Source organism: Erythrobacter sp. Dej080120_24, assembly GCF_036322605.1.
Taxonomy (GTDB): domain Bacteria; phylum Pseudomonadota; class Alphaproteobacteria; order Sphingomonadales; family Sphingomonadaceae; genus Erythrobacter; species Erythrobacter aurantius.
This window is the reverse complement of the sequence record NZ_AP027262.1, coordinates 2,565,357-2,575,133: the sequence shown is the minus strand read 5'-3', so window position 1 is coordinate 2,575,133 and position 9,777 is coordinate 2,565,357. Positions and strand designations below refer to the sequence as shown.

19 protein-coding genes are annotated in these 9,777 nt (G+C 60.8%); all 19 read left to right on the top strand.

From position 1 onward, the window contains the following. The gene (rplB, locus tag AABA34_RS12360) at nt 1–837 is read left to right on the top strand and encodes a 50S ribosomal protein L2 (protein WP_034954470.1); all 837 of its coding nucleotides are present in this window, start codon (nt 1–3) and stop codon (nt 835–837) included. Nucleotides 838–844: 7 nt separating this feature from the next. Continuing rightward, nucleotides 845–1,120 (top strand): 30S ribosomal protein S19, encoded by a 276-nt coding sequence (gene rpsS, locus AABA34_RS12355; protein WP_034954468.1) that lies wholly within the window; start codon nt 845–847, stop codon nt 1,118–1,120. Then, a complete protein-coding gene (gene rplV / locus AABA34_RS12350) occupies nt 1,120–1,500 on the top strand; it encodes a 50S ribosomal protein L22 (RefSeq protein ID WP_034954466.1) in 381 nt (126 codons plus the stop codon). The genes rpsS and rplV overlap by 1 nt, the downstream gene beginning before the upstream one ends. 3 nt (nt 1,501–1,503) lie before the next feature. Further along, on the top strand, nt 1,504–2,199 hold the full coding sequence (gene rpsC / locus AABA34_RS12345; protein ID WP_034954464.1) for a 30S ribosomal protein S3: 696 nt from the start codon (nt 1,504–1,506) through the stop codon (nt 2,197–2,199). Between the two features lie 21 nt (nt 2,200–2,220). Further along, a complete protein-coding gene (gene rplP, locus AABA34_RS12340) occupies nt 2,221–2,658 on the top strand; it encodes a 50S ribosomal protein L16 (protein ID WP_034954463.1) in 438 nt (145 codons plus the stop codon). After that, the gene (rpmC, locus tag AABA34_RS12335; protein WP_034954462.1) at nt 2,658–2,867 is read left to right on the top strand and encodes a 50S ribosomal protein L29; all 210 of its coding nucleotides are present in this window, start codon (nt 2,658–2,660) and stop codon (nt 2,865–2,867) included. Before rplP ends, rpmC begins: the two co-directional genes overlap by 1 nt. Nucleotides 2,868–2,877: 10 nt before the next feature. After that, a complete protein-coding gene (gene rpsQ / locus AABA34_RS12330) occupies nt 2,878–3,168 on the top strand; it encodes a 30S ribosomal protein S17 (RefSeq protein WP_034954461.1) in 291 nt (96 codons plus the stop codon). 72 nt (nt 3,169–3,240) lie between these two features. Continuing rightward, the gene (gene rplN / locus AABA34_RS12325) at nt 3,241–3,609 is read left to right on the top strand and encodes a 50S ribosomal protein L14 (RefSeq protein WP_034954460.1); all 369 of its coding nucleotides are present in this window, start codon (nt 3,241–3,243) and stop codon (nt 3,607–3,609) included. A gap of 2 nt (nt 3,610–3,611) precedes the next feature. Beyond that, complete coding sequence (gene rplX, locus AABA34_RS12320) at nt 3,612–3,932, top strand: 50S ribosomal protein L24 (protein ID WP_034954458.1); 321 nt, start codon at nt 3,612–3,614, stop codon at nt 3,930–3,932. Next, complete coding sequence (gene rplE, locus AABA34_RS12315) at nt 3,925–4,503, top strand: 50S ribosomal protein L5 (protein ID WP_252258120.1); 579 nt, start codon at nt 3,925–3,927, stop codon at nt 4,501–4,503. The genes rplX and rplE overlap by 8 nt, the downstream gene beginning before the upstream one ends. Before the next feature lie 46 nt (nt 4,504–4,549). Beyond that, nucleotides 4,550–4,855, top strand: a complete 306-nt coding sequence (gene rpsN, locus AABA34_RS12310) for a 30S ribosomal protein S14 (protein WP_034954456.1) — start codon at nt 4,550–4,552, stop codon at nt 4,853–4,855. An 11-nt stretch (nt 4,856–4,866) separates the two neighbouring features. After that, nucleotides 4,867–5,262 carry a 30S ribosomal protein S8 gene (gene rpsH, locus AABA34_RS12305; RefSeq protein WP_034954455.1) on the top strand — a complete coding sequence of 132 codons (396 nt, stop codon included), beginning with the start codon at nt 4,867–4,869 and terminating at the stop codon, nt 5,260–5,262. After that, nucleotides 5,262–5,795 (top strand): 50S ribosomal protein L6, encoded by a 534-nt coding sequence (gene rplF, locus AABA34_RS12300; RefSeq protein ID WP_034954454.1) that lies wholly within the window; start codon nt 5,262–5,264, stop codon nt 5,793–5,795. Before rpsH ends, rplF begins: the two co-directional genes overlap by 1 nt. Before the next feature lies 1 nt (nt 5,796). Next, nucleotides 5,797–6,141 (top strand): 50S ribosomal protein L18, encoded by a 345-nt coding sequence (rplR, locus tag AABA34_RS12295; RefSeq protein WP_034954453.1) that lies wholly within the window; start codon nt 5,797–5,799, stop codon nt 6,139–6,141. A 2-nt stretch (nt 6,142–6,143) separates the two neighbouring features. Beyond that, nucleotides 6,144–6,854, top strand: coding sequence for a 30S ribosomal protein S5 (gene rpsE / locus AABA34_RS12290; protein ID WP_252260506.1), 711 nt, complete (start codon nt 6,144–6,146; stop codon nt 6,852–6,854). Nucleotides 6,855–6,860: 6 nt separating this feature from the next. Next, on the top strand, nt 6,861–7,037 hold the full coding sequence (gene rpmD / locus AABA34_RS12285; RefSeq protein WP_034954451.1) for a 50S ribosomal protein L30: 177 nt from the start codon (nt 6,861–6,863) through the stop codon (nt 7,035–7,037). 135 nt (nt 7,038–7,172) lie between these two features. Beyond that, complete coding sequence (locus AABA34_RS12280; RefSeq protein WP_338302865.1) at nt 7,173–7,625, top strand: hypothetical protein; 453 nt, start codon at nt 7,173–7,175, stop codon at nt 7,623–7,625. Nucleotides 7,626–7,763: 138 nt separating this feature from the next. Continuing rightward, nucleotides 7,764–8,249: a 50S ribosomal protein L15 gene (rplO, locus tag AABA34_RS12275; RefSeq protein WP_338302864.1), complete on the top strand. Its 486-nt coding sequence runs from the start codon at nt 7,764–7,766 to the stop codon at nt 8,247–8,249. Between the two features lie 157 nt (nt 8,250–8,406). Next, complete coding sequence (gene secY, locus AABA34_RS12270) at nt 8,407–9,771, top strand: preprotein translocase subunit SecY (RefSeq protein WP_338302863.1); 1,365 nt, start codon at nt 8,407–8,409, stop codon at nt 9,769–9,771. The last annotated feature ends 6 nt before the right edge of the window (nt 9,772–9,777 follow it).

Sequence of the window (9,777 nt, the reverse complement as noted above, 5' to 3'; positions counted from 1 at the left end):
ATGGCACTCAAGAACTATAAACCGACAAGCCCGGCTCGCCGTGGCCTGATCCTGGTCGACAAGTCGGCTCTGCACAAAGGTGGCCCCGTCAAGGCGCTGACCGAAGGCAAGCGCAAGACCGGCGGTCGCAACAACAAGGGTCACGTGACTTCGCGCGGCATCGCCGGCGGTCACAAGCAGAAGTACCGCTTCATCGACTTCAAGCGTCGCAAGTGGGACATGCCGGCAACGGTTGAGCGGATCGAATACGATCCCAACCGCACCGCCTTCATCGCGCTGCTCAAGTACGAAGACGGCGAACTGGCCTACATCATCGCTCCGCAGCGCCTTGCTGTGGGTGACACGGTCGTCGCTGGCGAAAAGACCGACACGAAGCCCGGCAATGCCATGCTTCTAGGTCAGATGCCTGTCGGCACGATCTGCCACAACGTCGAGATGAAGCCGGGCAAGGGCGGTCAGATCGCTCGTTCGGCAGGCGCTTACGTCCAGCTCGTCGGTCGTGACCGTGGCATGGTGATCGTGCGCCTCAACTCGGGTGAACAGCGTTACCTGCGCGCCGATTGCATGGGTACGGTTGGCGCGGTCTCGAACCCTGACAACCAGAACCAGAACTTCGGCAAGGCCGGTCGCACCCGCTGGAAGGGCCGTCGTCCGCTTACCCGTGGTGTCGCAAAGAACCCGGTCGATCACCCGCACGGTGGTGGTGAAGGCCGTACCAGCGGTGGCCGTCACCCGGTGACCCCGTGGGGCAAGCCGACCAAGGGCGCCCGTACCCGCAACAACAAGCAGACGGACAAGATGATCATCCGTTCGCGCCACGCGAAGAAGAAGAGGTAACTAGGCAATGGCACGTTCCGTCTGGAAAGGTCCGTTTGTCGAGCTCAGCCTTCTCAAGAAGGCCGAAGAGGCACAGGACGCTGGAAACTCGAAGCCGATCAAGACCTGGTCGCGTCGTTCGACGATCCTCCCGCAGTTCGTTGGTCTGACGTTCAACGTCTACAACGGGCAGAAATTCATCCCCGTTTCGGTTTCGGAAGAAATGGTCGGTCACAAGCTTGGTGAATTTGCGCCCACGCGCAACTTCCCCGGCCACGCTGCCGACAAGAAGGGCAAGCGCTAATGGGCAAGGCAAAGTCTCCCCGCCGCGTTGCGGACAACGAGGCACTGGCCGTCGGCACCACCATCCGTGGTTCGGCGCAGAAGCTTAACCTCGTTGCCGAACTGATCCGCGGCAAGAAGGCCGAAGAGGCCATGAACATCCTCGCGTTTTCGCGCAAGGCGATGGCCAAGGATGCCAGCAAGGTTCTGGCTTCGGCGATCGCCAACGCGGAAAACAACCATGATCTCGACGTCGATGCTCTCATCGTTGCCGAGGCTTCGGTGGGCAAGTCGATCACCATGAAGCGGTTCCACACTCGTGGCCGTGGCAAGTCGACCCGCATCCTGAAGCCGTTCAGCAAGCTGCGCATCGTCGTTCGCGAACAAGCAGAAGAGGCGTAAACCATGGGCCAGAAGAGCAATCCGATCGGTCTGCGCCTGCAGATCAACCGCACCTGGGACAGCCGCTGGTACGCCGAAGGGCGTGACTATGCGCGTCTGCTCAAGGAAGACATCGAGATGCGCAAGTACATCCTTGCGAACCTGCCGCAGGCAGCCATCTCGAAGGTCGTGATCGAGCGTCCGGCCAAGCTGTGCCGCGTTTCGATTTACGCTGCCCGTCCGGGTGTCATCATCGGCAAGAAGGGCGCAGACATCGAAAAGCTGCGTTCGAAGCTGTCGACCATGACCGAAAGCGAAGTGAAGCTGAACATCGTCGAAATCCGCAAGCCGGAAATCGACGCCAAGCTCGTCGCTCAGGGCATCGCCGACCAGCTGGTTCGCCGTGTCGCTTTCCGTCGCGCCATGAAGCGTGCGGTTCAGTCGGCGCTGCGTCTGGGTGCCGAAGGCATCAAGATCGTCTGCGGCGGCCGTCTGGGTGGTGCAGAAATCGCTCGCGTCGAATGGTATCGCGAAGGTCGCGTTCCGCTTCACACGCTGCGCGCCAACATCGATTACGCTGAAACCGAAGCGCTGACTGCTTATGGCATCATCGGCATCAAGGTGTGGATCTTCAAGGGTGAGATTCTCGCCCATGACCCGACCGCACAGGATCGCCTGATGATGGAAGCTCAGACTTCCGGCGTGCGTCCGGCTCGCTGATTGCAGGATAGGTAAGAGAAAATGCTGCAACCGAAGAAAATGAAATATCGCAAGGCCTTCAAGGGCCGGATCAAGGGCGATGCAAAGGGCGGTACCACGCTGAACTTTGGCGCCTATGGTCTGAAAGCTCTTGAGCCGGAGCGTATCACCGCTCGCCAGATCGAGGCTGCTCGTCGTGCGATCACCCGCGCGATGAAGCGTCAGGGTCGTCTGTGGATCCGCGTCTTCCCGGACGTGCCGGTTTCGAAGAAGCCGGCTGAAGTCCGTCAGGGTAAGGGCAAGGGTTCGGTCGAATACTGGGCAGCTCGCGTCAAGCCGGGCCGCATCCTGTTCGAATTGGACGGCGTCCCCGGTCCGCTCGCCGCGCTCGCGTTTGAACGCGCCGCGATGAAGCTGCCGATCAAGACCAAGGTCGTGGCCCGTCTGGGCGACACCTCGCACCTCGGAGGTGACAAGTAATGGCAAACGCAATCGAAGATCTTCGCACGAAGACTGACGATCAGCTCAGCGCCGAGCTTACCGAGCTCAAGCGTGAGCAGTTCAACCTGCGCTTCCAGGCAGCGACCAACCAGCTCGAAAAGCCTTCGCGCATCCGCGAAGTGCGTCGCACGATCGCCCAGATCAAGACGCTGCAGAACGAGCGCGCTGCTTCGGCAGCCAAGGCTTAAGGAGTAGACAATGCCGAAACGTATTCTGATCGGGACCGTCACCTCCGACAAGACCGACAAGACCGTGACCGTTCTGGTCGAGCGCAAGGTGAAGCACCCGCTGTACGGGAAGATCATCCGTCGTTCGAAGAAGTATCACGCCCATGACGAAGCCAATGAGTACACCATTGGCGATGTCGTGCGGATCGAAGAGACCAAGCCGATCTCCAAGACCAAGACCTGGGCCGTCAAGGACCGTGTCGTGGCCGGCGGGGTGCAGGCGATCGAAGCCGATCTCGATGTCGAGGCGGCAGGACAGTAATCTGACGTAGGAACTGCCAGGCCCCGGCCAGAAATCGGGTGTCTTGGCAAGCCAAGAGAAGGAAACGGATCAATGATCCAGATGCAATCCAATCTCGACGTCGCGGACAACAGCGGCGCGAAGCGCGTCCAGTGCATCAAGGTGCTGGGCGGGTCGAAGCGTCGTTTTGCCTCCGTTGGCGACGTGATCGTGGTTTCCATCAAGGAAGCCCAGCCGCGCGCAAAGGTGAAGAAGGGCGACGTTCACCGTGCCGTCATCGTGCGCACCAAGAAGGACGTCCGCCGCCCCGATGGCAGCGTGATCCGCTTCGACAGCAACGCCGCCGTGCTGGTCAACAAGAACGAGGAGCCGATTGGCACCCGTATCTTTGGCCCGGTGGTTCGTGAACTGCGTGGCCGCGGCTTCATGAAGATTATCTCGCTCGCTCCGGAGGTGCTCTGATCATGGGTGCTGCAAAGATCAAGAAGGGTGACAGCGTCGTCGTTCTGTCCGGCAAGGACAAGGGCCGCACCGGCACCGTCAGCAAGGTCATGCCGAAGGACGGCAAGATCGTTGTCGAAGGCGTCAACGTCGCAACCCGTCACCGCAAGCCCAGCCAGATGAACCCGCAGGGTGGCATTGAGCGTTTTCCCGCTCCGATGCACATCTCCAAGGTCGCTCTGGCCGATCCCAAGGATGGCAAGCCCACCCGCGTCCGTTTCGAAGAAAAGGATGGCAAGAAGGTGCGTGTTGCCGTGAAGAGTGGGGAGACCATCGATGGCTGATTACACGCCTCGCATGAAGGCCAAGTATGACGAGGAAATCGTCAAGGCCATGACCGAGAAGTTCGGCTACGTGAACCGTCTTCAGGTTCCCAAGCTCGAAAAGATCACGCTCAACATGGGCGTGGGCGAAGCGAGCCAGGACAAGAAGAAGGTGACGACCGCCGCAGAGGAAATGGCTCTGATCGCTGGTCAGAAGCCGGTTATCACCAAGGCGAAGAAGTCGATCGCACAGTTCAAGCTGCGCGACGGCATGCCGATCGGCTGCAAGGTCAACCTGCGCCGTGACCGCATGTATGAATTCCTCGACCGTCTGGTGACCATCGCGATGCCGCGTATCCGCGACTTCCGTGGCCTCAACCCGAAGTCGTTTGACGGCCGTGGCAACTATGCCATGGGCATCAAGGAACAGATCATCTTCCCCGAGATCAGCTACGACAAGATCGAAAAGGTCCGGGGCATGGACATCATCATCACCACCACCGCCAAGACGGACGAAGAAGCGCGCGAACTGCTGCGCCTGTTCGGTTTCCCGTTCCAGGGCGAAGCTGGCGAACAGAAGGAAGCGGCGTAAGCCGTTTCCTTAGACACAAGACACGAAAGAAGAGAGCTTAAGTCCAATGGCGAAACTGAGTTCGATCAACAAAAACGAGCGTCGCAAGAAGCTCGTCCAGAAATACGCAGCGAAGTACGAAAAGCTGAAGGCGATCGCGGATGACGAAAGCCTCGACGAGACCGAGCGCCTGATGGCCCGGCTCAAGATGGCTGAGATTCCCCGCAACGGGAATCCGACCCGCGTGCGCAATCGCTGCGCCACCACCGGCCGCCCGCGCGGCTATTACCGCAAGTTCGGCATCAACCGTATCGAACTGCGTGAACTCGGCAACCGGGGCATGATCCCCGGCCTGACCAAGTCGAGCTGGTGAGGAACTGACAGATGGCTATGACCGATCCTTTGGGTGATATGCTCACCCGCATCCGCAACGGCCAGCGCGCGAAGAAGGACAGCGTCCTTTCGCCCGCTTCCAAGCTGCGTGCGAACGTTCTCGAAGTGCTCACCCGCGAAGGTTACATTCGCGGCTACAGCGAAGACGAGAGCGGCCCGCACAAGGCGCTGCGGATCGAACTGAAGTACTTCGAAGGCGAGCCTGCAATCAAGCATGTCGCTCGCGTTTCCAAGCCCGGCCGCCGCGTCTATTCGGGATCGCAGGATCTTCCGACCGTGCGCAACGGCCTTGGCATCACCATCGTCTCGACCCCGCGCGGTGTCCTTTCGGACGCTGAAGCGCGCGCCAACAAGGTCGGCGGCGAAGTGCTCGCGGAGGTCTTCTGATGAGCCGCATTGGTAAAAAGCCGGTCGCGATCCCCGCAGGGGTGACGGCCAATATCGATAACGGCACGCTCAGCGTGAAGGGTCCCAAGGGCACCCTTTCGATGGGCCTGTCCGACCTGATCGACTACAAGCTCGAAGATGGTCAGATCGCCGTGAACCCGGCCAACGACAGCAAGCAGGCTCGCGCCTTCTGGGGCATGCAGCGCACGCTCGTCGCCAACCTGGTTGAAGGCGTGACCGAAGGTTTCACCAAGACGCTTGAAATTTCGGGCGTTGGTTATCGTGCCAAGGCGCAGGGCAACACCCTGAAGCTTGAGCTCGGTTTCAGCCACGATGTCGATCTGCCGGTTCCCGAAGGCCTGACGGTCAACACTCCGGATCAGACCACCGTCGAGATTTCCGGCATCGACAAGCAGGCCGTTGGCCAGTTTGCTGCCGAAGTCCGCGAATTCCGCAAGCCTGAGCCTTACAAGGGCAAGGGTATCAAGTATCGCGGCGAGTACATCTTCCGCAAGGAAGGGAAGAAGAAGTAAGATGGCAAAGCTTTCCCTTTTCGAACGTCGCCGCCGCCGCGTCCGCACCGCGCTTCGCGCTCGTGCCGGTGGCAAGCCGCGTCTGTCCGTGCACCGCACCGGCAAGCACATCTACGCCCAGATCATCGATGATGCGCAGGGCAAGACCGTTGCTGCCGCTTCGACCCTCGGTTCGAAGGCTTCGGGTGCAAATGTCGATGCCGCCGTACAGGTGGGCAAGGACATCGCCGCTGCCGCCAAGAAGGCTGGCGTGACCACTGTCGTGTTCGATCGCGGCGGGTTCCTTTTCCATGGCCGCGTCAAGGCGCTGGCCGATGCCGCTCGCGAAGGCGGGCTGGAGTTCTGATGATGGCTGAAGAAAACAACATCGAAACCACCGAAGCTCCGGCGGAAGCCACCGAAACCGGTGCTGAAGAGCAGCAGGGCCGTGGTCGCGGTCGTGGCCGTGGCGGCCGTGACGGTGAAGGCCGTGGTCGCGGTCGTGGCGGTCGTGACGATCGTCGCGGCAAGCGCGAGGAAGAAGACGACGGCATCATCGAGAAGCTGGTGCACATCAACCGCGTCTCAAAGACGGTGAAGGGCGGTAAGCGCTTCGGTTTCGCCGCTCTGGTTGTGGTTGGTGACGGTCAGGGCCGCGTCGGCTTTGGTCACGGCAAGGCTCGCGAAGTGCCGGAAGCCATCACCAAGGCTACCGCAGCCGCTCGCAAGAAGATGATCCGCGTCCCGCTCAAGGAAGGCCGCACGCTGCACCATGACGGCAACGGCCGTTTCGGTGCCGGCAAGGTCACCGTTCGCACCGCGCCTCCGGGTACCGGCATCATCGCCGGCGGTCCGATGCGCGCCGTGTTCGAAAGCCTGGGCGTTGCAGACGTGGTGACCAAGTCGGTCGGCACTTCGAACCCCTACAACATGATCCGCGCGACCTTTGACGCGCTGCAGGACCAGACTTCGCCGAAGTCGGTTGCCCAGCGTCGCGGCAAGAAGGTTGCTGACCTGCTCGGTCGCGGTGGTGCAAGCGCAGCCGAGGCGGAAGCCGAAGCTGCGGCTATTGTGGAGTAACGATCAATGGCTACCATCAAGATCAAGCAGATCGGTTCGCCGATCCGTCGTCCCGAAAGCCAGCGCAAGATCCTGATCGGTCTTGGGCTGAACAAGATGCACAAGGTCGTCGAGCGTCAGGACACCCCCGAGGTGCGCGGCGCAGTCGCCAAGATCCCGCATCTGGTGCAAGTGATCGACTAAGCGCGATCGCCTCGGCAACGAGACAATCAAAGCCCCGGTCGTTTGGCCGGGGCTTTTTTTATCCGCTATGCGCCGTCCGTGAGGAGTGATAATCGTCGGGCGGGGCGCGTGGACGGAAAGGTGAGGGGGAATGACGTGAGGAAGAATCTCAGGATCGCGGCGTCGGGGCTCGGCGCTCTTGCGCTTGGATGTGGTGTCATGCTGCCGCTGGCGGCGCAGAACACGCATCAGGACCTTGTTTCCAGCCTGCTGAACGCCGCCGAGCGGCTCGCCAAGCAGAATGGCTACAGTTCGACGCATTCGCGCTACAATGGTCAGCTGAACGAAGGCCAGGACAAGAATGTCACGCTCGATCTCGATGCGGGCACTAGCTACATGATCATCGGGCAGTGTGACAGCGATTGCTCCGACATCGATCTGTGGCTGTATGACGAAAACAACAATCTGATCGATGAAGACGTTCTGGTCGATGACACGCCGATCGTCGAGGTGACGCCGATCCGCAACGCGCGTTTCACGATCCGCGCTCGCATGGTCACCTGCAGGGTCGAACCGTGTTATTACGGCATTGGCGTGTACGGGCGGTGACTTGCGCACCGGATCGGGCAATCGGGCCTTCATTCCCGATTGCCCCTTGCACCGCAGCCTCTCCTTCGCTAGGGGCGCCACTTCCATAGCGCGTAGCCCCGTGGTGGGGCCGTCAGAAAGCGAAAGCGAGTGCACACAATGAAACTCAACGACATCCGTGACAATTCCGGTGCCCGCAAGGGCCGCATGCGTGTGGGCCGTGGTATCGGCTCGGGCAAGGGCAAGACCTCGGCACGCGGTCAGAAGGGCCAGAAGAGCCGTTCGGGCGTGGCGATCAAGGGCTTTGAAGGCGGTCAGATGCCGCTGCACATGCGCCTGCCGAAGCGCGGCTTCAACAACCCGTTCGGCAAGGATTTCGCCGAAGTGAACATCGGCATGGTCCAGAAGTTCATCGATGCCAAGAAGGTCGATGCCAAGAAGGACATCACCGAAGAAGTCCTGCGCGAGGCCGGTCTGGTCCGCGGTGGCAAGGACGGCGTGCGTCTGCTCGGCAAGGGCGAGATCTCAGCCAAGGTCAAGTTCGTCGTCACCGGCGCGACCAAGGGCGCGATTGCGGCCGTCGAGAAGGCTGGCGGCAGCGTCGAAGTGACCGCTCCGGCCAAGGCTTCGGCAGACGCCGAATAATCGGAATATCCCCATCCCGGCGCTCCGCCTGACAAGGGCGGAAATGCCGGGATGGTGAATTTCATGGGCGAGGGGTTCGACATTCCCGCCCCGGCTACCTATCTTGCGGGACGTGGCCGAGATTGAGCGGCCTCAAATCCAGGATCGATCGACAGACATGGCATCACGCGCCGATAATATCGCCAGCAATCTCAACCTCGGCAATTTCGCCCAGGCCACCGAATTGCGCCAACGCATCTGGTTCACCATCGGTGCACTGATCGTTTTCCGCTTCCTCAGCTTTGTGCCGCTTCCGGGGGTCAACCCCAAGGCGCTGGACGAGCTGGCTGCCCAGACGCAGGGCGGCATCATCGACATGTTCAACATGTTCACCGGCGGCGCGCTGTCGAACATGAGCCTCATCGCGCTTGGCGTCATGCCTTACATCACTGCGTCGATCGTGGTGCAGATGGCATCGGCACTGCATCCCACGCTCGCCGCGCTCAAGAAAGAGGGCGCGACCGGGCGGCAAAAGCTCAACCAGTATACCCGTTACGGCACCGTTTTCCTGTGCGCGATCCAGGGCTGGTTCCTGGCTACGGGACTTGAAAGCTTCGCCAGTTCGCAGGGTATCGCGGCGGTTGTGAACCCCGGCTACGGCTTCCGTGTCGGCGCGGTCATCAGCCTTGTCGGCGGCACCATGTTCCTGCTGTGGCTGGGTGAGCAAATCACCTCGCGCGGGATCGGCAACGGCGTTTCGCTCATCATCATGGCGGGCATCGTCGCCCAGTTCCCGACATACGCCACCAACCTGTTCGAAGGCGGCCGCACCGGCTCCATCGCGCCGGGCATCATCATCGGCTTCATCCTGATGGTCGTCGTGCTGATCCTTCTCATCAGCTTTGTCGAGCGTGCACAGCGGCGGCTGTTGATCCAGTATCCCAAGCGCGCGACCCAGCGCGGCATGATGCAGGCGGAAAATTCCTACCTCCCGCTCAAGCTGAACACCGCAGGCGTTATTCCCCCGATCTTCGCCAGCTCGCTGCTGCTTCTGCCGCTGACTATCTCGCAATTCGCGGGCAGTTCGGTGGACACCACCAGCGGCGTCGGTTCGACGATCGTGACGCTCAACCAATATCTGGCGCATGGTCAGCCGATCTACATCGCACTGTATTCCGTCCTGATCGTGTTCTTCTGCTTCTTCTACACCGCGGTCGTTTTCGACCCCGAGGACAATGCAGAGAACCTCAAGAAGAATGGCGGCTTCATTCCCGGCGTTCGCCCGGGCAAGCGGACCGCCGATTATCTGGAATACGTCCTCACCCGGATCACCGTGGTCGGCGCGATGTATCTCACCATCGTTTGCATCGTCCCCGAATACATGATCGCACAAACCGGCATCCCGTTGTTCCTTGGCGGAACCAGCCTTCTGATCGTCGTCAACGTGACGGTGGATACCATCAGCCAGGTGCAGTCGCATCTGCTTGCCCACCAGTATGGCGATCTAATCAAGAAGGCTAAGTTGAAAGGCCGCATGCGCTGACGCATG

What these genes read in the sequence shown, in the direction of transcription:
- rplB (WP_034954470.1), top strand. Translation starts at nt 1, where the DNA reads ATGGCACTCAAGAACTATAAACCGACAAGCCCGGCTCGCCGTGGCCTG.
- rpsS (WP_034954468.1), top strand. Translation starts at nt 845, where the DNA reads ATGGCACGTTCCGTCTGGAAAGGTCCGTTTGTCGAGCTCAGCCTTCTC.
- rplV (WP_034954466.1), top strand. Translation starts at nt 1,120, where the DNA reads ATGGGCAAGGCAAAGTCTCCCCGCCGCGTTGCGGACAACGAGGCACTG.
- rpsC (WP_034954464.1), top strand. Translation starts at nt 1,504, where the DNA reads ATGGGCCAGAAGAGCAATCCGATCGGTCTGCGCCTGCAGATCAACCGC.
- rplP (WP_034954463.1), top strand. Translation starts at nt 2,221, where the DNA reads ATGCTGCAACCGAAGAAAATGAAATATCGCAAGGCCTTCAAGGGCCGG.
- rpmC (WP_034954462.1), top strand. Translation starts at nt 2,658, where the DNA reads ATGGCAAACGCAATCGAAGATCTTCGCACGAAGACTGACGATCAGCTC.
- rpsQ (WP_034954461.1), top strand. Translation starts at nt 2,878, where the DNA reads ATGCCGAAACGTATTCTGATCGGGACCGTCACCTCCGACAAGACCGAC.
- rplN (WP_034954460.1), top strand. Translation starts at nt 3,241, where the DNA reads ATGATCCAGATGCAATCCAATCTCGACGTCGCGGACAACAGCGGCGCG.
- rplX (WP_034954458.1), top strand. Translation starts at nt 3,612, where the DNA reads ATGGGTGCTGCAAAGATCAAGAAGGGTGACAGCGTCGTCGTTCTGTCC.
- rplE (WP_252258120.1), top strand. Translation starts at nt 3,925, where the DNA reads ATGGCTGATTACACGCCTCGCATGAAGGCCAAGTATGACGAGGAAATC.
- rpsN (WP_034954456.1), top strand. Translation starts at nt 4,550, where the DNA reads ATGGCGAAACTGAGTTCGATCAACAAAAACGAGCGTCGCAAGAAGCTC.
- rpsH (WP_034954455.1), top strand. Translation starts at nt 4,867, where the DNA reads ATGGCTATGACCGATCCTTTGGGTGATATGCTCACCCGCATCCGCAAC.
- rplF (WP_034954454.1), top strand. Translation starts at nt 5,262, where the DNA reads ATGAGCCGCATTGGTAAAAAGCCGGTCGCGATCCCCGCAGGGGTGACG.
- rplR (WP_034954453.1), top strand. Translation starts at nt 5,797, where the DNA reads ATGGCAAAGCTTTCCCTTTTCGAACGTCGCCGCCGCCGCGTCCGCACC.
- rpsE (WP_252260506.1), top strand. Translation starts at nt 6,144, where the DNA reads ATGGCTGAAGAAAACAACATCGAAACCACCGAAGCTCCGGCGGAAGCC.
- rpmD (WP_034954451.1), top strand. Translation starts at nt 6,861, where the DNA reads ATGGCTACCATCAAGATCAAGCAGATCGGTTCGCCGATCCGTCGTCCC.
- rplO (WP_338302864.1), top strand. Translation starts at nt 7,764, where the DNA reads ATGAAACTCAACGACATCCGTGACAATTCCGGTGCCCGCAAGGGCCGC.
- secY (WP_338302863.1), top strand. Translation starts at nt 8,407, where the DNA reads ATGGCATCACGCGCCGATAATATCGCCAGCAATCTCAACCTCGGCAAT.